This window comes from Paenibacillus whitsoniae, assembly GCF_003955665.1.
In the GTDB taxonomy this organism is placed as follows: Bacteria; Bacillota; Bacilli; order Paenibacillales; family NBRC-103111; genus Paenibacillus_E; species Paenibacillus_E whitsoniae.
Window position 1 is genome coordinate 1 of record NZ_RXHU01000131.1, and the last position, 22027, is coordinate 22027.

Below are 22027 nucleotides of genomic sequence, written 5' to 3' on the forward strand. Positions count from 1 at the left end.
ATTATGGCTAATTGGGGTGCCGGCGTAGCGCAGCTGCTGACGACGATGGGCGCGCATGACCCGCTCTCGCATGTCATGCGAGGAAAGTTGGTTGGATTTATCCCGCAAGTGTGAGTAGTCCGGCTTAGGCACCTCCACATGCAGATCGATGCGGTCGAGAAGCGGACCGGATATTTTGGAGCGGTAGTGTACGATTTTGGCGAGGGAGCAGGTGCAGATGTGGGTTGGGGTAGCCGTTCCGTAGTACCCGCAAGGGCATGGATTCATGGCGGCGGCCAGTAAAAATTGTGAAGGAAACGTATAAGAGGCCCGAGCTCTGGAAATGACGACATGACGATCCTCCAAGGGCTGGCGGAGCACCTCGAGCGCGCCGCGTGTGAATTCAGGCAGCTCGTCCAGAAACAGGACGCCTCGATGCGCGAGGCTGACCTCTCCGGGCTTCGGAATGGAGCCGCCGCCAACGAGTCCGGCCGCTGAGATCGAGTGATGAGGTGCGCGGAAGGCGCGCGTGCGAATCAAGGAAGAGCGGCTTGCGAGCTTGCCGGATACGCTGTAGATTTTCGTCACTTCAAGCGATTCTTTGTCCGACATCGGTGGCAGAATGGAGGGGAGCCGCTTGATCAGCATCGTTTTGCCTGTTCCGGGCGGACCGAGGAGAAGAATATTGTGCATACCTGCAGCGCTAATCATCATGGCTCGTTTGACCTGATGCTGACCGCTGACATCGGCGTAATCTTCCATGAGTTGAAATCCGTTAAAAGCTCCGGCAGCCGGATTCTCAACGGAGCTGTCATCGTTATCCCTTGTTTCTGCAACATACTCAGGCAGTTGACGATTCTTTTTGAAATCCGCCAGACTCGTAATGGTGCATACCGTCAATCCCTCGATTAAGGCGGCCTCCGCAGCGTTGTGCCGGGAGAGACAGACCTGCGAGATGCCCAGCTTCTTGGCGGCATGGACCATCGACAGTACGCCGGGAACAGGGCGGAGCGAGCCGTCCAATGCGAGCTCACCGAGAAAAAGTGTCTGTTGCGACAGCATTTGCCGGTCAATTTGCCCAGAAGTCAGCAGGATCCCCATGGCGATGGCGAGGTCGAAGGACGACCCTTCTTTACGCAGATCCGCAGGGGCCAAATTGACGGTTATACGATCCATTGGGAACGTATAGCCGCAATTTTTGATCGCAGACCGCACGCGTTCGACCGATTCTCGGATCGCCGAGTCAGGCAATCCAACGACATTGATCTGCGGTAAGCCGCTCGAAATATCGACTTCTACTTCGATTAATTGCCCGTCAATGCCTCGCAGGCAGGCGCTCATCACTTTTCCGTACATTACAAAAACACCCTTTCTCCGTTGGTAATCAAGCCGTCTTGGCAGCCTGTGCAACAGGAGTCGAGGTGCTTCCTCATGCCTCCGATATGTACTCATATCATAGCAAAAAATGGGAAATCAATGCAAGCCTGCAAAAACGGATTAAAATTCCTCGAGCTGCCCATAATGTAAAAAAGAGGTGGTGGTAGGTATGCAAGAGAAGCCGTATTTTTGTCCAAATTGCCGCTCGAATCGGATTAAATTTAATGTAATCACCAGCTATGCGCAGTCTTTTTTGAAGGATGCACATTCCGGGATGATTATGGAGTTTACCGATCCGAATATGATTGCGGAGCAGGAGCCGATCATTCAATGTCTGATCTGTTCTTTTTCCGGCAACGAAATGCGCTTTATCAAGCAGGCGGAACGTGAACCGCGCAGCGACAGCGGGACGATGGCGCCATATTAATCGAAAGCGGGAGCTGTATTTTCAGAAATGGAAATGCGGCTTCTCTTTTTTTAGCGAGTCGTTTACTTTAGACTTTTCTGGGGTGATAGCTAAAGTTTTTCACTGTGAAAGGAAAGTTTGAAGGGCTTCACGAAAAAAATAAGGAAACTGTCGAAAATAATGTGATACAATGGTTAGGGCTTGCGAAGAAGTGTGATACTAATTCCGGTAGCAAGATCGATTTTCGTGCCTAACGCAAATTGGAAATTACACTTTTCCCTGTATAGCACGTATAGAAAGTCCATACTGATAGGAGGATTTTAGGAAATGAATATCCATGAGTACCAAGGAAAAGAAGTCCTGAGACAGTACGGCGTCAGCGTTCCTAACGGAAAGGTTGCGTTCACCGTAGACGAGGCTGTGGAAGCGGCGAAAGAACTCGGTTCGTCCGTCGTCGTGGTTAAAGCGCAAATTCATGCCGGAGGTCGCGGTAAAGCAGGCGGCGTTAAAGTAGCTAAAAACCTCGACGAAGTTCGTACATATGCAAACGAAATTCTGGGTAAAGTGCTTGTAACGCACCAAACAGGCCCGGAAGGTAAAGAAGTAAAGCGTCTTCTGATCGAAGAAGGCTGCGATATTAAGAAAGAATACTACGTTGGTGTTGTCGTAGACCGTGCAACAGGCAGCGTTGTTATGATGGCATCTGAAGAAGGCGGCACAGAGATCGAAGAAGTTGCGGCTCATTCGCCTGAGAAAATTTTTAAAGAAGTGGTAGACCCTGCAATCGGTCTTCAAGCTTTCCAAGCACGCAGACTCGCTTACAACATCAATATCCCTAACGAACTGGTTAATAAAGCTGCGAAATTCATGTTGGCGCTTTACACAGCATTCGTTGACAAAGATTGCTCCATTGCAGAAATCAATCCGCTGGTTGTGACTGGCGCTGGTGATGTAATGGCTCTTGACGCGAAATTAAACTTCGATTCCAACGCACTTTTCCGTCACAAAGACATCGTTGCACTTCGCGACCTGGAAGAGGAAGATGCGAAAGAAATCGAAGCTTCCAAATATGATTTGAGTTACATTGCGCTCGATGGCAACATCGGCTGTATGGTTAACGGCGCGGGTCTTGCTATGGCGACGATGGACATCATCAAGCACTACGGCGGCGACCCTGCGAACTTCCTGGACGTAGGCGGCGGCGCTACGAAAGAGAAAGTTACAGAAGCATTCAAAATCATTTTGTCGGACGAGCAGGTTAAGGGTATTTTCGTTAACATCTTCGGCGGCATCATGCGTTGCGACGTTATCGCTGAGGGCGTTATCGCTGCAGCTAGAGAGCTCGGTCTTTCCCGTCCGCTCGTTGTTCGTTTGGAAGGCACTAACGTTGAGCTTGGTAAAAAATTGCTGAACGAATCCGGTCTGAATATCGTTGCAGCAGATTCCATGGCTGACGGCGCGCAAAAAATCGTTGCACTTGTAAAATAAGGAAAATTTGAACGGTTTTTCAACTAATATAGGGGATGTGAACCATAGATCATGAGTATTTTGGTTAATAAACATACAAAAGTCATTACTCAAGGGATTACCGGCGCTACGGGCTTGTTCCATACCAAAGGCGGCTTGGATTACGGCACACAAATGGTTGGCGGTGTAACTCCAGGTAAAGGCGGCACAACCGTTGATATTACGCTGGAAAACGGCGAGCTTGTGAAGCTTCCGGTTTTCAACACAGTTCTTGAAGCGAAAAACGCAACTGGTGCGACAGCATCCGTTATCTACGTGCCTCCGGCTTTCGCGGCAGAGTCCATCATCGAAGCAATCGAAGCTGAGCTGGAACTCGTTATCTGTATCACAGAAGGTATTCCTGTCCTTGACATGGTGCGCGTAAAACGTTACCTGGAAGGCAAAAATACCGTGCTGATCGGGCCAAACTGCCCAGGCGTTATTACACCAGGCGAGTGCAAAATCGGCATTATGCCGGGTTACATCCACACGCCAGGTCACGTAGGCGTTGTTTCCCGTTCCGGAACCCTGACTTACGAGGCTGTTCACCAACTGACAACTCGCGGCATCGGACAATCCTCTGCCGTAGGTATTGGCGGGGACCCTGTTAAAGGTTCCGAGTTCATCGACATCCTTAAACGTTTTGAAGCGGATCCAGACACTTATGCTGTTATCATGATCGGTGAGATCGGCGGTACAGCGGAAGAAGAAGCAGCAGAGTGGATCGCGGCTAACATGACGAAGCCGGTTGTCGGCTTCATCGGCGGTAAAACAGCGCCTCCAGGAAAACGCATGGGCCATGCTGGCGCCATCATTTCCGGTGGTAAAGGAACTGCAGCTGAAAAAGTGGCGACACTTGAAAAATGCGGAATCCGCGTAGCGGCTACACCTTCCGAAATGGGCTCCACACTGGTTGCCGTTCTGGAAGAAAAAGGTCTGCTGGACAAAGTGATCACTAAAAAATAAGCAACGCTATTGAAGGTAAGCAACCTTCCATCGCCCTGATCGACAGGGCTTTGGGAGGTTTTTTTATTTGGAGCCATTTTAGGCAAATTTGTCATTCGGGTAGGGAGTGTATATACTTATGAATAATCGCGATGTACTAATAGGTCTACACGAGCTTGAGGGAGTTGGCTGGAAAACGATTGATCAGGTGGTAACGAAGTTTCCCGAACTTGGGGTGCTGCCGACGCTTTCCGCAAGCGATCTTCGGGCAGCTGGACTGCGCGGCGCGGTCGCGGAGCAAATTGCTGCGAAGCTGACGCCATCGTTCATTGAAGATAAGCTTCACTTATATAACAAGCACGGCGTACAGCTCGTGACACGTATGGATGCCGAATTTCCGGCTATACTGAATGAAATTGCTGGGCCGCCATGGGTATTGTATGCGAAAGGGCGCATTGCTTTGCTCAAGGAACATTTGCTTGGCATGGTAGGGACCCGAACGCCGACGCTGTACGGCAAAAAGATCGCGGAAGAATGGGCAAGTGCGCTTTCGCGGGCAGGCTTGGGCATTGTAAGCGGCCTTGCCAGAGGGATCGACAGCCGGGCACATGCCGGCGCACTGCAAGGACCGTCAAGTACGGTGGCTGTGTTGGGCTGCGCAATTAACCAAATCTATCCGCGCGAGAATGCGCTGCTGTACCGCCGGATTGAAGAGGAAGGCGTGATTATTTCTGAATATCCCATCGGATGCGGGATGCATCCCGGCATGTTTCCACAACGCAACCGCATTATTGCGGGACTGTCTCTTGGAGTGACGGTGGTTGAAGCTGCGGAAGACAGTGGATCGCTGATTACCGTGGAGCATGCGCTTGACGCGTCACGCGACGTGTTTGCGATTCCGGGGCCGATTCATTCCAGGCAGAGCGGCGGTGTTCATAAGCTTTTAAAAGATGGGGCCAAATTAGTTACGCAAGTTGAAGAAATTGTCGAAGAATATAAACATCTGCTTGGCAAAGCCGATTTTAGCATGATTGGCAAGGCAAATCCGGTCTTGTCCTTGACGCCCGACGAGCTCGAAATCTACCGGATTGTGTCGGAGGAGCCGGTCTCCATTGACACTTTAATAGAAGCAACGCAATTTACGTTTGGACATTTGCATGGAGTTCTGTTATCTTTGGTATTGAAAAAGGCGATTAAACAGCTTCCGGGTTCATCATACATTCGAGCATAGGCAAATCACGAAGTTTTTCTTCTCGCCAAGCAACTTTTACCTTTGAAATGATGAAGGGAGGAAGGACGGACCATGGCAGATTCATTAGTTATTGTGGAGTCACCCGCCAAAGCCAAAACCATTGGAAAATATTTAGGCAGCAAATACATCGTGAAAGCTTCGATGGGTCATATACGCGACCTTCCGAAAAGCCAAATTGGCGTAGAAGTGGAACGTAACTTTGAGCCTAAATACATAACGATTCGCGGAAAAGGGTCCATTCTGAAAGAACTCAAAGACGCGAGCAAAAAAGTAAAACGCATCTATCTGGCGGCTGACCCGGATCGTGAAGGGGAAGCCATTGCGTGGCACTTGGCGCACTACCTTGATGTAGGGCCGGAAGAGCAGTGCCGTGTCGTGTTTAACGAAATTACGAAGGATGCTGTGAAGGATGCTTTCAAAACGCCTCGCCGGATCAATCAAGATCTGGTGAACGCGCAGCAGGCACGACGAATATTGGACCGTCTAGTGGGGTATAAGATCAGCCCGTTGCTGTGGAAAAAGGTGAAAAAGGGCTTATCTGCCGGGCGCGTGCAGTCCGTTGCTGTGAAGCTGATTCAGGACCGCGAGAACGAGATTAAAGCGTTCGTACCAGAAGAATACTGGTCGATTACGGCGATGCTCGGCGCAGGCAAGACGGCCTTTGAAGCGAAATATTACAGCATCGGCGGCGAAAAGAAAGAACTGAACTCGCAGGACGACGTAGATCGTGTACTCGCTGCGATGGGCTCAGGCCCGTTCACCGTTTCGGAGGTCAAAGAGAAAGAGCGTCAGCGCAATCCTGCGCCGCCGTTCATTACAAGCTCTTTGCAGCAGGAAGCGGCGAGAAAGCTGAATTTCCGCGCATCGAAGACGATGTCAGTCGCTCAGCAGCTCTACGAAGGGATCGACCTCGGCAAAGAAGGGACCGTCGGGTTAATTACGTATATGCGTACCGATTCCACCCGAATTTCGCCGGTTGCCCAGGAAGAAGCGAAAGAGTTCATTCTGGCCAAATACGGACCAACTTATTATCCGGAGACGCCGCGCCAATATATCAAAAAGAATGCCAACGCCCAGGATGCGCACGAAGGGATTCGTCCTTCGTCCGTGCTTCGCGAACCGGAACATGTAAAAGAGTTCTTGAGCAAAGATCAGTATCGCTTATACAAGCTGATTTGGGAGCGGTTCATTTCCAGCCAGATGTCGTCCGCGATTCTTGATACGATGACGATTGATCTTGCTGCCGGCGAAACGGTTTTTCGCGCAAACGGCTCTAAACTGAAGTTTGCCGGTTTCATGAAGGTCTATGTGGAGAGTAACGACGATGGCACGACGGAAGAGGACAAGCTACTTCCTCCGCTCGCCAAAGGGGATTCGCTGGAGAAACAAAGTGTCGAGCCGAAGCAGCACTTTACGCAGCCGCCGCCGCGCTACACAGAAGCCCGTCTCGTCCGTGCGTTGGAGGAAATGGGTATTGGGCGTCCAAGTACGTATGCACCGACGCTAGAGACCATTCAGAAGCGCGGATACGTAGCGATCGAGGAGAAGAAGTTCGTGCCGACGGAGCTTGGCGAGCTGGTTATTCAGCTCATGCAGGAATTTTTTCCCGAAATTCTCGATATTGAATTCACGGCCCATATGGAAGAGGAGCTGGACTTCGTCGAAGAGGGCAAAGAGGACTGGGTGCGGGTGTTGGATTCCTTCTACACTTCCTTCGAAAAGCGCCTTACGTTCGCCGAAGAAGAAATGAAAGAGATTGAGATTCAAGACGAAGTTTCGGATGAACTGTGCGAGAAGTGCGGCAAGCCGATGGTCTATAAAATGGGACGCTTCGGCAAGTTCCTTGCCTGCTCGGGCTTCCCGGACTGCCGGAACACGAAACCGATCATCAAAGATATCGGCGTAACTTGCCCGACGTGTCATGTGGGTAAAATCGTGGAGCGCAGAAGTAAGAAAGGCCGCGTCTTCTACGGCTGCGATCAATATCCGACCTGCGACTTTGTGTCTTGGGATAAACCGGCCAGCCGTCCGTGTCCGGAATGCGGCTCGCTGATGATTGAGAAACGCACGAAGAGCGGTGCGACGCTCCAATGTACGAAGTGCGACCATAAAGAGGAAGCGGCTGAAGCGGAAGACCAGTCGTTTGAAATCGAAGATTAGAGGTGTACGATTTTGTCGGAAACAACAAGGGTGACGGTTATCGGCGCAGGGCTGGCAGGCAGTGAGGCTGCTTGGCAAATCGCGCGTCAAGGCGTGCCCGTTACACTATACGAAATGCGCAATGTCAGAAAGACGCCTGCACATATTACGGATCAATTCGCTGAATTGGTATGCAGCAATTCGCTACGTGCGAATGGACTAACGAATGCCGTTGGCGTCCTGAAGGAAGAAATGCGCCGCTTGGATTCCCTAATCCTTTCGTGCGCCGATGAGCATGCAGTACCTGCGGGTGGTGCGCTGGCGGTAGATCGCGAAGGGTTCTCGCAGGCGGTCACGAGCCGTTTGCGAAACCACCCGTTGATTGAGGTGCGCAATGAAGAAGTGCAGGCGCTGCCGGAAGGGATTACGGTTGTCGCGTCGGGACCGTTGACGTCGCCGGATTTGTCAGCGGCGCTCAAAGGTCTGATGGGGGAAGAGTATCTGTATTTCTATGATGCGGCGGCGCCGATTGTCGAGAAGGATTCTATCGACATGAGCAAGGTGTACCTCGCTTCCCGCTATGATAAGGGAGAAGCCGCTTACCTGAACTGTCCGATGACGGAGGAAGAGTTCAACGTTTTCTACGAGGCACTCATTACGGCCGAGGTCGCGGAACTCAAGGAGTTCGAAAAAGAAATTTATTTCGAAGGCTGCATGCCGCTCGAAGTGATGGCCAAGCGCGGCCGGCAGACCGTGCTGTTCGGTCCGATGAAGCCGGTCGGACTGCTCAACCCGCATACAGGTAAAATGCCTTATGCAGTCGTACAGCTTCGCCAGGACAACGCTGCGGGCACACTGTATAATCTTGTCGGCTTCCAGACCCATCTCAAGTGGGGCGAGCAGAAACGCGTGCTGTCGCTCATCCCAGGGCTTGAGAACGCGGAATTCGTACGATATGGCGTGATGCATCGCAACACGTTCATCAATTCGCCGAAGTTGCTGGACGCGACATATCAATTTAAGCGGCGCGAAGATCTTTTCTTCGCAGGACAAATGACCGGCGTCGAAGGGTATGTAGAATCGGCGGCATCGGGCCTGATTGCAGGATTGAACGCAGGCCGCATGGCTAGAGGCCTTGCCTGTGTGGTCGTACCGCCGGAGACGACGCTCGGCAGCATGGCGAATTACATCACAACGGCGGATTTCAAGCATTTTCAGCCGATGAATGCGAATTTCGGTTTGCTGCCGCAATTGCCGGAACGTATTCGCAACAAAAAAGAAAAGTACGAAAAGCTGGCTAACCGTGCGCTGGAAAGTATTCAGAATTTTAAGACTTTGATTTCTGAATAAGTTGTCAATGTAATTGTCCGTGTGTTAATATAATTATGTTTTGTTGCATTTTTCATGGGTTTGATCATACATTTACCTCTAGATGCGGTCGTTCGATTCCGAAGGCCTCGCTAGAGGTTTCTCTCATTTTAAAGACACATTCAGATATGCGCACATAAGCCCGGCAAAAATCTGATCGAGGAGTGAATAAGGATGGATCCGAGTCAAGCTACGTTCCATGCAACAACGATTTTTGCTATCCGTCATCAGGGTAAGGGGGCTATTGCAGGCGACGGTCAGGTGACGTTCGGCAATAGCATGATCATGAAGAGCACAGCCAAGAAAGTGCGGCGTTTATATAGAGGGAAAGTGATTGCCGGATTTGCGGGCTCCGTTTCGGATGCAATTACGCTCTTTGAGAAGTTCGAGGGCAAGCTGGAAGAGCATCATGGGAATCTGCAGCGCGCCGCAGTGGAACTGACGAAGGATTGGCGCCAGGATCGCGTGCTTCGCCGGCTGGAAGCGATGATGATTGTGATGGATGCCAGCGGTTTGCTGCTGCTCAGCGGCAACGGTGAAGTGATTGAGCCGGACGACGGCATCTTGGCGATCGGTTCGGGCGGCAGTTTTGCGCTGGCAGCGGGCAGAGCGCTGCATCGTCACGCACCGCAGCTTAGCGCGAAGGAGATCGCGCATGCCGCTTTAACGACGGCCGCTGAAATTTGTGTTTTCACCAATCAAAATATTATAGTTGAAGAGATTGAGTAGCGCGCAGAATTCGTTTGTCTTTGAGCATATGAAGGAGGTTACCGAAATGGCGATTAGCTCCCTTACTCCGAAGCAAATTGTTCAGGAACTGGATCGATATATTGTAGGTCAAAAGAAAGCGAAAAAGTCGGTAGCCATTGCGCTCCGCAACCGTTACCGGAGAAATCTCGTCGAAGAGGCAATGCGGGATGAAATCGTTCCCAAGAATATCCTGATGATCGGACCGACGGGCGTCGGGAAAACTGAAATTGCGCGCCGCCTTGCCAAATTGGTAGGAGCTCCCTTTGTTAAAGTGGAGGCGACCAAGTTTACCGAGGTCGGCTATGTCGGCCGCGATGTGGAATCGATGGTTCGGGACTTGGTTGAGGTTGCAGTCCGCATGGTCAAAGGGGAACGGATGGAGAAGGTGAAGGATCGCGCAGAGAAGCTGGCTAACGAGCGGCTCGTCGCGCTGCTGGCGCCGAATCCGGTTCGCGCGAAATCGCAGAAGAATCCGTTCGAGATGCTTTTCGGCGGCCAAAATCAGGTTGAACAGGATGAGCCGGCACCCGATCCATCGATAAGCGCAAAACGCTCGCAAATCGCCGAACAGTTGGCAAGCGGGAAGCTTGAGAATGAAACTGTCGAGGTGGAAGTCGAGGACAATGCGCCGTCGATGCTGGATATGCTGGGCGGGCAGGGCGGCAACGAGCAGGCTGGCATGAACATGCAGGAGATGTTCGGCAGCTTGCTGCCAAAGCGGATGAAGAAGCGCAAGCTGCTGGTAAAGGAAGCGCGGAAAGTGCTGACGCAGGAAGAAGCCCAAAAGTTGATCGACATGGACGACGTCATCCAGGAATCCGTGCAGCGCGCGGAGCAAAGCGGCATTATTTTTATCGATGAGATTGATAAAGTGGCGAGCTCTTCCCGCGGCGGCAGCGGCCCGGACATTTCCCGTGAGGGTGTGCAGCGCGACATTTTGCCGATTGTGGAGGGTTCGACGGTTGTGACCAAATACGGCCCGGTTAAAACGGACTATGTGCTGTTCATTGGCGCCGGAGCGTTTCATATTGCGAAGCCTTCGGATCTGATTCCGGAACTTCAAGGCCGGTTCCCGATCCGGGTCGAACTCAGCGATTTGTCGCTGGAGGATTTTGTGTCTATTTTGACGGAGCCCAAAAATGCGCTGACCAAGCAGTATACCGCGCTTCTCGAAACGGAAGGGATATCGATTGAATTCTCGGACGAAGCGATTCAAGAAATCGCTCGGATCGCCGTGGAAGTGAATCAGCAAACCGAGAACATCGGGGCGCGGAGGCTCCATACCATTTTAGAAAAACTGCTGGAAGATTTATCTTATGAAGCACCTGAAATTACTCTGGAATCGTTTGTGATCAATCCGGAGTATGTGCGCGAGAAACTGAACAGCATCGTGATGAACAAGGACTTGAGTCAGTACATTTTATAAAAGATTCTTGCAAGGTGAAGGTAGTAGGAGGCAGTTACATGAGTTTATTGAACAAGACAAGAAGGCTGAATCGCTTGCTGCAGAAGGAAGCGGGTAACGCCGTTAGCTTTATGGATATGGCGGAAGTGCTGCGGGATATCGTTATCGCCAATATTTACGTCGTGAGTCGCAAGGGGAAGATTCTGGGTTACGCCGTTACGAACGATCCCGTTAACCCGGAAATGGACCAAACGATTCTAATTGAAGGCCGTTTTCCAACAGAATCCAACAATTTGCTGCTCAAAATTGAAGAGACAGCATCGGCTTCAGAGCCGGATAGTCCGTATTATTACTACACGGAACAAATGAAGGATATGTTTCCCTATACCTACACGACTTTAGTACCAATCATCGGCGCGGGCTCCCGCTTGGGTACATTGATTTTAAGTCGCAATGAAGGCCATTTCATCGATGACGATCTAGTGCTTGCTGAGTACGGATCTACCGTGATTGCAATGGAAATTTTGCGAGAACGTGCGGAAGAGATTGAAGAGGAAGCGCGTAGCAAAGCTGTCGTGCAAGTAGCGATGGGGTCGCTGTCGTTTAGTGAAATGGAAGCGGTCGAGCATATTTTCGAGGAATTGGAAGGGAAGGAAGGGCTGCTTGTCGCGAGCAAAATTGCGGACCGCGTAGGCATTACCCGTTCCGTGATCGTCAATGCGCTCAGGAAATTGGAAAGCGCAGGCGTGATTGAAACGCGGTCGCTCGGGATGAAAGGCACTTATATCCGTATTCTCAAAGAACAGTTAATTAACAGCATTGAACAGCTCAAAACGAAGCTTTGATTGGATACTTTTTTATTTTTGTAAAGCCCTGTCTTTGAAAAAAAGATAGGGCTTTTTTCTTATTGTCAGGTGGGCTAATTTCTTAGATGATAAGTTATATAAATTCGAGAGTTACAAAATTCTACAATTTTTCACATCCGATCGGAAATTTGTAGATTGTGTCGAAATAAGAAGGAATCGCGCTTTTTATGTGGAAGTAGTAGTAATGCAATTGAAAGAAGAGGGGATTTCGCAATGTCATTTTTAGACAAACCCAGTTGGAATTTAATGGAGCGTTCGCTGGATGCATCCGCACTTAGGCAAAAGGTTGTAGCGAATAACATTGCCAACGTGGATACCCCGAACTATAAACGCGCCGATGTTGTGTTTGAAGAGCTGCTGCAGGACCAATTGAATGGAAGTACGCCTTCTATAGAAGGAAGACGAACGGATCCGCGTCATTTTGTCATTGGCAACTCGACCAGCCTGCCGAATTCCGAAGTGAAGACCGATGAGTCGACAGCAATCAACAATAACATGAATAACGTGGATATGGACTACGAGATGTCGTTAATGGCGAAAAATCAACTGAAATACAACACGATGATTCAGCAGATGAACAGTGAGTTCAAAAAATTACGTACGGTGCTGGGGGGCAAATAATAACCGATGAGACTCACTAACGGATTTGATATTAGTGCATCAGCCTTGACGGCACAACGGCTCCGGATGGATGTCGTTTCGTCCAATATTGCGAATGCGGATACGACGAGAGCGAAATTTGTTGACGGCAAATGGGTGCCGTACAGCAGAAAGCTGGTATCGTTTGAGACGAAGTCACAGCCGAGCTTTGCGCAGACGCTGGATTCGGCGATGGCCGACGGCACGGGCGAAGGGGTTCGCGTTAATAAAATATTCGAAGACCATTCTCCGTTTAAGCAGGTATACAATCCAAGTCATCCGGATGCGGACAGAAATGGCTTTGTTTACATGCCGAACGTGGATGTGCTGAAAGAGATGGTGGATATGATCTCCGCGACGAGATCGTACGAAGCTAACGTAACGGCCCTGAACGCCAGCAAATCGATGATTACGAAAGCACTTGAAATTGGCAGATAATCCGACCGGGAGGTTTCATAAATGATTGACAAAATCAGCTATAGTCCGATGAATGTGCTCAGTTCCGTTCAGCCGAAGGGAAACTCCGGCGAAGGTGCCGCGGACTTAAGTAAAAAGTTTGGCGATTTTTTGAACAATGCCATCACGAATTTGAATGTGCAGCAACAGCAAGTGGATCAACTCAATACAAGCTTTATCAAAGGTGAACTCTCTGATGTACATCAATTGACCATTGCTTCTGAGAAAGCATCCCTGGGGCTGGAACTGACGGTACAAGTCAGGAACAAGGTTCTGGACGCTTATCAAGAAATGATGAGAATGCAGCTATAGTTTCTAGAGATGCTGCTAAATTTGGGTCAATGAGGTGACAGAGTGAACGAGAACCTGCTCCAGTACTGGGAAAAGGTGAAGCAATACTGGAATCGTTATAATCGAACGACCAAAATAACATTTATCGCAACCGTGCTGCTCCTGATCCTGACCGCAGCGATCATTAGCATTAATTTATCGAAAACGGATTATTCGCTCGCCTATACCGATTTACAACCGAGCGATGCTGCGTCGATTAAATCTTACCTGGATACAGCCAAAATTCCGTACAAGCTGAGCGCAGACGGAAAGAGCATTGAAGTGCCGACCAGCGAGGTCGCCAATGTCAAATTAGCTGTCGAATCCCAAGGGTTGAATAAAAACGGTTCGCTCGGTTTTGGAGCTTTTGACAGCGGAAGCTCGTTTGGTATTACCGATAACGAATTCAAGGTGAAATATTTAAATGCCATTCAGGGCGAGCTTCAACAACTCATTAATGCCAACCAAGCGATCTCAAGTTCAAAAGTATTGATTAACCTGCCGGAAGAGGGACCTTTCCTTCAACAGCAGGAAGAGAAAGCATCGGCTTCCGTCGTGCTGCAAGTCAAGCCGGGTTACAAGCTCGATCAAGCCAAAATCGATACGGTTTACAATCTCGTTTCCCACAGCGTGAAAAATTTGCCTTTGGAAAACATTACAATTTCTGATCAGTACGGTCAAAGTTTGGTTTCTTCTCAGCTTGCGGCGGGCAATACGTCATCCTCATTTGCAACAAGCCAAACGGAGATTAACAACCAGTTCCGAAACGATCTGCAAAAGAACATCTCTGCAATGCTTAGTCGCATGTTCGGGCCTGATAAAGTCAGCGTTAGTGTGTTTACGACGATGAACTTTGATCAGAAAAAAACGAAAGAACAACTTGTCCGCGCACCGAATCAGGTCGATCAGAAGGGCTTGGAAATCTCTTTGCAAGAAGCCAGCGAATCGTATCAGAATAAAGGGGCCGACGCAGGCGGTGTGCCTGGAACAGGCTCGACGGATGTACCGGGCTATCCAGGATCTTCGACTTCCGGTAATTCTAATTCAGAGAAAACAAGTAAGACGGTTAACTACGAAGTGGACCGCATTACGAACGATATTATTGCAACACCTTATGTCGTGAAAGATTTAAGCATTAACGTCGGCATTGAGCCTCCTGTTAGCGACGATCCGAATTCCTTGACGGCTGAAACGAAGACGGCGATTCAAAACGCTTTGGTCAATATCGTCAGGACGGCACTCGCAGATAACAAGGTCACTTATACAGACGATGAATTGCAGAAAAAAGTTACCGTTTTTGCACATTCTTTTGCTAGAACGAATGACAGCGGGGCTTCGAAGACATCCAGTTACTTATTGTACGGCGGTCTTGCTTTGGCAGCGTTGGCGATTGGCGGCATTGCAGGCTACGCGATCCGCAGACGCAGAAAAGCGAATCAAGCTAAGTTGGAAGAGGATCTCAGCATTTCGGCGAACAAAGCAGAGCTTCCAACCATTGATATTGAAAATGTAACAAATGACAATCAAGTGCGTAAGCAGCTCGAAACGCTTGCGAAAAAACGTCCGGAAGATTTCGTCAATTTGCTGCGCACTTGGTTAGTAGATGAATAGAGGTGCACCTGCATGGCCAGAGCTACAATGAACGGGTTAACCGGACGACAAAAGGCAGCCATTCTTTTGATCAGTTTAGGCCCTGAAGTGTCAGCACAAATTTTTAAGCACTTGCGTGAAGAGGAAATCGAGCAACTCACGTTGGAAATCGCAAACGTCCGCAAAGTGGATTCGCTGGAGAAAGACGCGATTTTGCAGGAATTCCATCAGATTTGTCTGGCGCAGGAATTTATTTCGCAAGGCGGTATTGCTTACGCCAAAGATATTTTGGAAAAAGCACTCGGTTCCCAGAAAGCGCTCGATATCATTAATCGCCTGACGGCAACGCTGCAAGTGAGACCGTTCGATTTTGCACGCAAAGCCGATCCGGCGCAAATTCTAAACTTTATTCAAAATGAGAATTCACAGACGATCGCACTCGTTCTCTCTTATTTGCAGGCGGAACAAGCTTCCATCATTTTGTCCTCGCTCCCGCAAGATAAACAAGCGGATGTGGCGAAGCGGATTGCGCTGATGGACAGCACGTCCCCGGAAGTCATCTCCCAGGTGGAGCGCGTCCTGGAGCAGAAGTTGTCTTCGACCGTTACGCAGGACTACACGAATGCCGGTGGTATTACTTCGATCGTTCAAATTTTGAACGGGGTGGACCGCGGTACGGAACGTACCATTTTGGATTCTCTCGAGATTCAAGATCCAGAGCTTGCGGAAGAAATCAAGAAACGTATGTTTGTCTTTGAAGACATCGTCAATATCGATAATCGCTCCATTCAACGGATTATTCGTGACATCGAGAATGCCGACTTACAGCTTGCGCTCAAAGTGGCGAGTGAAGAAGTGCGCGATGTCCTCTTCAAGAATATGTCCAAACGGATGGCAGAGACATTCAAGGAAGAAATGGAATTTATGGGTCCTGTACGCTTACGGGATGTTGAAGAAGCACAGACTCGGATCGTGGCCACGATTCGTCGCTTAGAGGAATCGGGTGAAATCATCATCGCTCGCGGCGGAGGAGACGATATTATTGTCTAGTGTCATTAAATCATTCGCATACGTTCCTGTTGATGATAAAAAAATTGTAGACACCGCGGCGGCCTTCAAGCACTTGACTGAAAGTTTGGCGCCGGAAGATCCGTGGACACCGGAAATGCATCAAGAAATTTCGGATGCGACGACGCTCAAAAATCAAATTCTCGAAGATGCGGAAGCTTTCGCCAATGAACAAATTCAGCAGGCGATGCAGGAATGCGCAGCCCTTCGAGAGCAGACCCAGGACGAGATGTCCACATGGTGGGACACTCGCAGAGCGGAAGACGCAGCCATTACGGATGCAGCCAGGGAAGCCGGATTTGCGGAAGGTTATCAGACCGGCATGGTTCAGGCTGAAGCGTCGGTGAAGCAGGCTTATGCCGATATGCTGGCTGAAGCGAGTTCGATTTTGGAGCAGTCCTACCAGTTAAAGCAACAGATTATTCAAGAATCCGAGCCATTTCTGATTGAACTCAGCACATCGATCGCTGAAAAAATCGTTGGCCGTCAGCTTTCGCTTGAACCGGCGTGGGTCATTGAGCTCATTCAGAGCGTGCTTATGCGCAGACGGGAGAAAGGCATCATCACGCTTTGCGTATCGCCTTCTCAATTCGCGTACATTCAAGACGCAAGAGAAGAACTGCTGACTTCGATTGACTCACAGGCGGAATTGGAGATTATTCCGGATTCCACGGTGCAGGATCACGGATGCGTGATTCGTTCTTCCTTCGGTAGCATTGATGCTCGCATCGATACGCAGTTGAAAGAAATCAAAACGGCATTACAGCAGCTGGCTACGCAAAGTGAGGGGGCATAGGGATGACAATTCCGCTGCCGAAGGCTGCCAAATACAAAGAGCATTTACAAACGCTCGACCCGATTCGGGTTAACGGCAAGGTGACACAGGTCATCGGTCTTACCGTTGAATCCGAAGGACCGGACGTTAGTATCGGTGATTTGTGCTATATCTATCCGCATAAATCGACGAAGCCGCTCAAAGCCGAAGTCGTCGGATTTCGCAGCAACAAAGTGGTGCTGATGCCGCTTGGCGATCTGGACGCCATCGGGCCTGGCTGCGATGTTGTCGGAACAGGCAAGCCGCTGACCGTACAAGTCGGCCATGAGCTCCTTGGAAAGGTGCTCGATGGCTTGGGACAGCCGCTCGACGGTTCGTTTCTTCCTTCACGGATGGCGCAGTATTCTACGAATAACGCACCGGGCAACCCCTTAACGCGCCCGCGAGTCTTGCATCCGATCTCCGTCGGCGTCCGTGCCATTGACGGATTACTGACGATTGGCAAAGGGCAGCGGGTCGGTATTTTTGCCGGGTCCGGCGTCGGGAAAAGTACCTTGATGGGCATGATCGCCAGAAATACGTCGGCTGACGTGAACGTGATTGCGCTCATCGGGGAGCGGGGACGCGAGGTCCTTGATTTTATTGAACGAGATCTGGGTCCGGAAGGACTTGCTCGATCCGTCGTCATCGTGGCGACTTCCGACCAGCCGGCGCTTGTCCGAATTAAAGGCGCGATGATCGCAACGAGCATCGCCGAATATTTTCGAGATCGCGGCCTCAACGTGATGATGATGATGGATTCGGTTACACGGTTTGCCATGGCGCAGCGGGAAGTGGGTCTTGCCGTCGGCGAGCCGCCAGCAACACGCGGTTACACACCGTCTGTCTTCGCGATGCTGCCAAGGCTGCTCGAACGATCGGGAACAGGGCCTAAGGGTTCGATCACCGCTTTTTATACCGTGCTTGTCGATGGGGATGACATGAATGAACCGATCGCGGATGCCGTTCGAGGCATTCTGGATGGTCACATCGTGCTCAACCGTGCCATCGCGAACCGCGGGCATTATCCGGCCATCGATGTTCTCGCTAGCGTTAGCCGAGTGATGAAGGAAATTGTGCCTTCCGAGCATATGGAAGCAGCCGATCAATTGAAGAGGCTTCTCTCTATTTACAAAAGTTCGGAAGATCTGATCAATATCGGGGCGTACCAAAAAGGGTCCAATCCGAATATTGACGAAGCCATGGATCATATCGACAGCATTTGGTCCTATACCAAGCAAAAAACAACGGAAAAATTAACCTACGAGCAGGCTCAAGAACGTTTACTTCACGAATTTTATAAGGGATGAGGGTTCTAAATGAGTTTTCGCTATTCTTTTCAGCAAATTGTTGATTTGAAAAATAACGAACGCACGCAAGCCGAGTGGGTGTTGTCAGAAGCGATGGGTCAGCTCAGGAATGAGGAGACGGACCTGCACGGGCTTTTTGAACGAAAAGAGCGGTTGCATCAAGAGATGGTTAATGCTTCCATACAGTCCGTGTCCATTTCAAGTATGCTGACGATGCAAAGCTATTTGAACCATGTGGATAAACAAATTGAACGCAAGCATCAGGATGTACAGCAGGCGCGCGTTGTCGTGACGCAGAAACAAGCCCATCTTTCGGAAAAGATGATGGACGAAAAAGTATGGAGCAAAGCAAGAGAGAAGGCATACGATCACTTTCAAGCGATGATGTCCAAAAAAGAGCAGGATGCGCTCGATGAGATGGCGACCAATCGCTATAAGCGAGCATCGTTTTAAAGGTTAAAGGGGGGAAAAGGAGATGGCTGATACAGGCGTTGAGGGCTCGTCGTACAGTGCAATGGAGCGGTTTCTCATATGGTTTGTCATCCCTTTTGTGTTTACGGCTGTTTTGCTCTTCGTACTGCTCTCGATTTTTGATTACGATATCAAGAGCAACATTCAAAGAGCGCTGCACAATACGCCGGTTATCGGCATGATCGTTCCGGCTCCGAAAGAAACGGCTACTGTTACGGCAACTGGCAAAGCGCAGACGACGGAAGAAAGCTTAAAGCAGAAAGAGGACGATGTTGCAAAGCTCACCGCCAAGGTGAACGATCTGCAAGCGTCTTTGCAAAAAGCGCAAGCGGATGCCGCGGCGAAAGACTCTTCGCTTAAAGAAGCGGAGGCGAAAGCTGCCGATCTTGAGGAGAAGCTGAAGGATAAGACGCAAACTGACGAGGAATACGCAAATCAAATTACGCAACTGGCCAATATGTATGCGAAAATGTCGCCAAGTAAGGCGGCACCGATCATCGAAGCGTTGACCCCCAAAGAAATGGTGCTTATCTTCTCGATGATGAAGGCAGACAGCCGCGGGGCGATTATGGAGAAAATGGACGCGTCTAAGGCCGCAGTTGCCTCAATTGGCCTCAAAGACGTAACGCCATTGCGGGATAAAGAAATTGCCGCACTGCAAGAGCGCTTGGCAACGAACGGCTCGAAAGTGGATACGACGGCATCAACAACGGTTAGTTCTTCAGATCTTGGACAGACGTTTGCGAATATGGTGCCGAAAAGCGCCGCTTCCGTGTTGATCGAGATGTACAAGTCGAGTCCGACGAAAGTGCTTTCCATTTTGAGCGGTATGGACAATGCTTCCCGTTCGAAAGTGATGTCGGCGATAACGGATGCCGATAAAGAAGTAGCGGCAGCGATTACTGCGAAGCTGGCTCCTTAATGCTTGGATTCGAAAGGAGGTGAATACATAATGGAAATGCCAATGATGATTGTTCCCGGCGCTGGACAACCTTCGTCAAACGGTGGAAGTGCTGCAAAAGGCACGGCGAAAGGAGCAGCGTCCAATGAAGCCTTTGCACAAATTTTAGGCGGAGCACAAGGGGCGACTGTGGCCGACGGCACGAATGCTTCGGACACGCAATTGTCGATGTCGATGATGCTGCAAATGCTGCAAAGTCTCATATCTCCGGTACAGGGCAGCACGACTCCGGTTCCTGCAGAAGATGCAGCGAATAAGGAGCAGCAGCTTCCTGAATTGCTCGTAGAAGCCATGCACAGCAATCCTGCCATCGCCCAAACGCTGCTTCAATATCCGAAGGTCAAAGCGTGGTTTGAACAAGCCGAAGATTTGCTCAGCGCGCTTGGTAATTCCCAGCAAGATGCTTTAGCTGCGCTTCCGTTCAACTTGACGCAAAGTTCCGTCAATGTGGATAGCTTAAAAGCGCAAAACACCTTGCTGACGCTGTCCAGCATGATGCAGCAAAATCTGCAAAATCCGATTATTCAGCACCTGAATCAAGAGCTTACGGCTGCGATTCAACCGATTTTGCCGGAAATTATGGCGGCGCTCAAACCTGCAACGGATCCTGCCTTGCCTGTTTCGCTTGCGAACGAGGCAGAGGCGACAGCCGTACCTGCTGCTAAGGAAACGGACAAGAAAAGCACGGTTCCGGTCGGTAGAGCCTTGCATTCGAAGCATCTTGGCAGCAACCGCGGGACGGAAACAGCAGCATCTACTGTGGCTAGTATCGCTTCCCAAGCAGGGGCACAGAAGTCTGAGCCGTTTGCACTTCGCCATGTACCGCTAGCGGGTACGTCAGCAGAGCAAGCTGCAAGTACGGAACCCACATTGCCGCTCGTTGATTTTCCGCTGGATGATCAACCTGTTGTCAGCCCAACGATGACCGTAGGCGAACTTCAAAAGCAGCAGCAAGCGCCTGCAACCGCAGATAAAGCGCAGTTGCCTGTGATTCACGCAGCGAACTTTACGGAAGAGATGGCATCTCATGTGCTGAAAAACATGAAGATTACGATGACAGACGGCTTTTCTGAGGCCAAGCTGAGCTTGTTCCCAAAAAACCTGGGGCATATTGATGTGAAAATTTCCATGCATGAGGGCCAAGTTATTGCACAGTTCGCCGCAGACACGCTGGCAGGAAAGCAAATGCTCGAAAGCCAACTGCCGCAATTGAGACAAGCCCTTCAGACGCAAGGACTTCAGGTTGAGAAGATCGAAGTTACGCAAAGCCCGAACATGTCTTCGAGTATGTTCCAGGATCAGCGTCAACCGCAATCCTTTCAGCAGTCTCAGCAGCGGAATAAGCACAAATCCGAAGGTTATGAAACGGATTCTGTGGAGTTTAACCCAGAAATGGAGCAGGTGGCGGAAGTTCGTACGCAGTTGCAGGGCAACTCTTTTAATGCTACGGCGTAGCACTTCTATCGCGCAGTCCAATTGGAGGTGAAAGGATGGCTACAAGTCCGATCGGCAACGTTTCAGATTTAATTAACGCGGGCCAGACTACGAAAACCAAAGATAAAGACAATAATACGCTTGGTAAAGACGACTTTCTGAAAATTCTCATTACCCAGCTGCAAAATCAAGATCCGACACAGCCTTTGCAAGATAAAGAATTTATTGCGCAAATGGCGCAATTTACATCGGTTGAGCAGCTCACGAATATGGCGAGCGAGATGAAACTTATGCGGCAATCGCTTGGTTTCGTTTCGGGACTGATCGGCAAATCGATTACTTGGACCGATATAGATTCCTCTGGTGCTTCTGTTGAATCGTCCGGGATCGTAGATTCCATTACATTTAAAGACGGCAATCAATATGCGAACGTCGGCGGAAAAGAAATAACGCTTGACAAAGTTTCGAAGATTGAAGATGCCGGAGAGAAACAATGACCGAACGGGTCTCGATCGGCCAGCTTTATCCGAATGCAGGCACAACACTTCCTGCATCAGCGAGACGAATTGCCAATCAGCCTCAAGCCGGCGCAACTCGCAATCAAGGTTTTGAGCAGCTGCTTCAAAAGCAGATTCTGCACTTTAGTCATCATGCTGAAGTCCGATTGCGCGAACGCGGCATCCAGCTGAAACCAGAGCAACTGGAAAAGCTGAACACGGCCATTGATAAAGCGGCTTCGAAAGGCGCTAAAGATGCTTTGATGATTATGGCCGGCAATGGCTACATCGTCAACGTCCCCAACCGCACTGTCGTTACTGCGCTTGATGAGCATGCCATGAATGAACATGTGTTTACCCAGATTGACAGTGCCATGATTATTTCGTAATACACAGGCTCGACCGAGCAGGAAGCCTGGAGCTGTGGAACGATGGAAGCAGCTCGCACCAAACTTAACGATTCA

22 protein-coding genes are annotated in these 22027 nt (G+C 50.0%); 21 read left to right on the top strand and 1 reads right to left on the bottom strand.

From position 1 onward, the window contains the following. On the bottom strand, positions 1-1335 hold a 1335-nt coding region (locus EJQ19_RS30400; RefSeq protein WP_164716836.1), incomplete at its 3' end, for a YifB family Mg chelatase-like AAA ATPase. A gap of 190 nt (positions 1336-1525) precedes the next feature. Here EJQ19_RS30400 and EJQ19_RS30405 point away from each other — a divergent pair. From EJQ19_RS30405 to EJQ19_RS30505, 21 genes are all read left to right on the top strand, one after another. Further along, positions 1526-1783, top strand: a complete 258-nt coding sequence (locus EJQ19_RS30405; protein ID WP_126144962.1) for a hypothetical protein — start codon at positions 1526-1528, stop codon at positions 1781-1783. Positions 1784-2089: 306 nt separating this feature from the next. Continuing rightward, complete coding sequence (gene sucC, locus EJQ19_RS30410; RefSeq protein WP_126144963.1) at positions 2090-3250, top strand: ADP-forming succinate--CoA ligase subunit beta; 1161 nt, start codon at positions 2090-2092, stop codon at positions 3248-3250. Between the two features lie 51 nt (positions 3251-3301). After that, on the top strand, positions 3302-4234 hold the full coding sequence (gene sucD, locus EJQ19_RS30415) for a succinate--CoA ligase subunit alpha (RefSeq protein WP_126144964.1): 933 nt from the start codon (positions 3302-3304) through the stop codon (positions 4232-4234). A gap of 118 nt (positions 4235-4352) precedes the next feature. Then, positions 4353-5444, top strand: coding sequence for a DNA-processing protein DprA (gene dprA, locus EJQ19_RS30420; protein WP_126144965.1), 1092 nt, complete (start codon positions 4353-4355; stop codon positions 5442-5444). 72 nt (positions 5445-5516) lie between these two features. Beyond that, entirely contained in the window at positions 5517-7625 is a 2109-nt protein-coding gene (topA, locus tag EJQ19_RS30425; protein WP_126144966.1) for a type I DNA topoisomerase, read from the top strand. A gap of 12 nt (positions 7626-7637) precedes the next feature. Then, complete coding sequence (gene trmFO, locus EJQ19_RS30430) at positions 7638-8954, top strand: FADH(2)-oxidizing methylenetetrahydrofolate--tRNA-(uracil(54)-C(5))-methyltransferase TrmFO (protein WP_126144967.1); 1317 nt, start codon at positions 7638-7640, stop codon at positions 8952-8954. Positions 8955-9146: 192 nt separating this feature from the next. Then, positions 9147-9701, top strand: coding sequence for an ATP-dependent protease subunit HslV (gene hslV, locus EJQ19_RS30435; RefSeq protein WP_126144968.1), 555 nt, complete (start codon positions 9147-9149; stop codon positions 9699-9701). A gap of 46 nt (positions 9702-9747) precedes the next feature. Next, positions 9748-11148: an ATP-dependent protease ATPase subunit HslU gene (hslU, locus tag EJQ19_RS30440; RefSeq protein WP_126144969.1), complete on the top strand. Its 1401-nt coding sequence runs from the start codon at positions 9748-9750 to the stop codon at positions 11146-11148. Between the two features lie 38 nt (positions 11149-11186). Next, complete coding sequence (codY, locus tag EJQ19_RS30445) at positions 11187-11972, top strand: GTP-sensing pleiotropic transcriptional regulator CodY (protein ID WP_126144970.1); 786 nt, start codon at positions 11187-11189, stop codon at positions 11970-11972. A gap of 234 nt (positions 11973-12206) precedes the next feature. Beyond that, positions 12207-12614 carry a flagellar basal body rod protein FlgB gene (gene flgB / locus EJQ19_RS30450; RefSeq protein ID WP_126144971.1) on the top strand — a complete coding sequence of 136 codons (408 nt, stop codon included), beginning with the start codon at positions 12207-12209 and terminating at the stop codon, positions 12612-12614. A gap of 6 nt (positions 12615-12620) precedes the next feature. Beyond that, the gene (gene flgC, locus EJQ19_RS30455; RefSeq protein WP_126144972.1) at positions 12621-13070 is read left to right on the top strand and encodes a flagellar basal body rod protein FlgC; all 450 of its coding nucleotides are present in this window, start codon (positions 12621-12623) and stop codon (positions 13068-13070) included. Positions 13071-13091: 21 nt separating this feature from the next. Further along, complete coding sequence (gene fliE / locus EJQ19_RS30460; RefSeq protein ID WP_126144973.1) at positions 13092-13400, top strand: flagellar hook-basal body complex protein FliE; 309 nt, start codon at positions 13092-13094, stop codon at positions 13398-13400. Between the two features lie 42 nt (positions 13401-13442). After that, complete coding sequence (gene fliF / locus EJQ19_RS30465; protein WP_126144974.1) at positions 13443-15029, top strand: flagellar basal-body MS-ring/collar protein FliF; 1587 nt, start codon at positions 13443-13445, stop codon at positions 15027-15029. A 12-nt stretch (positions 15030-15041) separates the two neighbouring features. Continuing rightward, the gene (gene fliG, locus EJQ19_RS30470) at positions 15042-16058 is read left to right on the top strand and encodes a flagellar motor switch protein FliG (RefSeq protein ID WP_126144975.1); all 1017 of its coding nucleotides are present in this window, start codon (positions 15042-15044) and stop codon (positions 16056-16058) included. Then, the gene (locus tag EJQ19_RS30475) at positions 16051-16872 is read left to right on the top strand and encodes a FliH/SctL family protein (RefSeq protein ID WP_126144976.1); all 822 of its coding nucleotides are present in this window, start codon (positions 16051-16053) and stop codon (positions 16870-16872) included. Before fliG ends, EJQ19_RS30475 begins: the two co-directional genes overlap by 8 nt. A 2-nt stretch (positions 16873-16874) precedes the next feature. Further along, entirely contained in the window at positions 16875-18200 is a 1326-nt protein-coding gene (fliI, locus tag EJQ19_RS30480; RefSeq protein ID WP_126144977.1) for a flagellar protein export ATPase FliI, read from the top strand. Between the two features lie 9 nt (positions 18201-18209). Next, on the top strand, positions 18210-18653 hold the full coding sequence (fliJ, locus tag EJQ19_RS30485; RefSeq protein ID WP_126144978.1) for a flagellar export protein FliJ: 444 nt from the start codon (positions 18210-18212) through the stop codon (positions 18651-18653). 22 nt (positions 18654-18675) lie between these two features. Beyond that, on the top strand, positions 18676-19593 hold the full coding sequence (locus EJQ19_RS30490; RefSeq protein ID WP_126144979.1) for a MotE family protein: 918 nt from the start codon (positions 18676-18678) through the stop codon (positions 19591-19593). Positions 19594-19623: 30 nt separating this feature from the next. Further along, entirely contained in the window at positions 19624-21087 is a 1464-nt protein-coding gene (locus EJQ19_RS30495) for a flagellar hook-length control protein FliK (RefSeq protein WP_126144980.1), read from the top strand. A gap of 35 nt (positions 21088-21122) precedes the next feature. Beyond that, positions 21123-21563, top strand: coding sequence for a flagellar hook capping FlgD N-terminal domain-containing protein (locus EJQ19_RS30500; RefSeq protein ID WP_126144981.1), 441 nt, complete (start codon positions 21123-21125; stop codon positions 21561-21563). Next, positions 21560-21952, top strand: a complete 393-nt coding sequence (locus tag EJQ19_RS30505) for a TIGR02530 family flagellar biosynthesis protein (RefSeq protein WP_126144982.1) — start codon at positions 21560-21562, stop codon at positions 21950-21952. The genes EJQ19_RS30500 and EJQ19_RS30505 overlap by 4 nt, the downstream gene beginning before the upstream one ends. Positions 21953-22027: the final 75 nt, after the last annotated feature.

Bases quoted from the DNA above. Each gene is read 5' to 3' on its own strand.
- EJQ19_RS30405 (WP_126144962.1), top strand. From the start codon at position 1,526: ATGCAAGAGAAGCCGTATTTTTGTCCAAATTGCCGCTCGAATCGGATT.
- sucC (WP_126144963.1), top strand. From the start codon at position 2,090: ATGAATATCCATGAGTACCAAGGAAAAGAAGTCCTGAGACAGTACGGC.
- sucD (WP_126144964.1), top strand. From the start codon at position 3,302: ATGAGTATTTTGGTTAATAAACATACAAAAGTCATTACTCAAGGGATT.
- dprA (WP_126144965.1), top strand. From the start codon at position 4,353: ATGAATAATCGCGATGTACTAATAGGTCTACACGAGCTTGAGGGAGTT.
- topA (WP_126144966.1), top strand. From the start codon at position 5,517: ATGGCAGATTCATTAGTTATTGTGGAGTCACCCGCCAAAGCCAAAACC.
- hslV (WP_126144968.1), top strand. From the start codon at position 9,147: ATGGATCCGAGTCAAGCTACGTTCCATGCAACAACGATTTTTGCTATC.
- hslU (WP_126144969.1), top strand. From the start codon at position 9,748: ATGGCGATTAGCTCCCTTACTCCGAAGCAAATTGTTCAGGAACTGGAT.
- codY (WP_126144970.1), top strand. From the start codon at position 11,187: ATGAGTTTATTGAACAAGACAAGAAGGCTGAATCGCTTGCTGCAGAAG.
- flgB (WP_126144971.1), top strand. From the start codon at position 12,207: ATGTCATTTTTAGACAAACCCAGTTGGAATTTAATGGAGCGTTCGCTG.
- flgC (WP_126144972.1), top strand. From the start codon at position 12,621: ATGAGACTCACTAACGGATTTGATATTAGTGCATCAGCCTTGACGGCA.
- fliE (WP_126144973.1), top strand. From the start codon at position 13,092: ATGATTGACAAAATCAGCTATAGTCCGATGAATGTGCTCAGTTCCGTT.
- fliG (WP_126144975.1), top strand. From the start codon at position 15,042: ATGGCCAGAGCTACAATGAACGGGTTAACCGGACGACAAAAGGCAGCC.
- fliI (WP_126144977.1), top strand. From the start codon at position 16,875: ATGACAATTCCGCTGCCGAAGGCTGCCAAATACAAAGAGCATTTACAA.
- fliJ (WP_126144978.1), top strand. From the start codon at position 18,210: ATGAGTTTTCGCTATTCTTTTCAGCAAATTGTTGATTTGAAAAATAAC.
- EJQ19_RS30490 (WP_126144979.1), top strand. From the start codon at position 18,676: ATGGCTGATACAGGCGTTGAGGGCTCGTCGTACAGTGCAATGGAGCGG.
- EJQ19_RS30495 (WP_126144980.1), top strand. From the start codon at position 19,624: ATGGAAATGCCAATGATGATTGTTCCCGGCGCTGGACAACCTTCGTCA.
- EJQ19_RS30500 (WP_126144981.1), top strand. From the start codon at position 21,123: ATGGCTACAAGTCCGATCGGCAACGTTTCAGATTTAATTAACGCGGGC.
- EJQ19_RS30505 (WP_126144982.1), top strand. From the start codon at position 21,560: ATGACCGAACGGGTCTCGATCGGCCAGCTTTATCCGAATGCAGGCACA.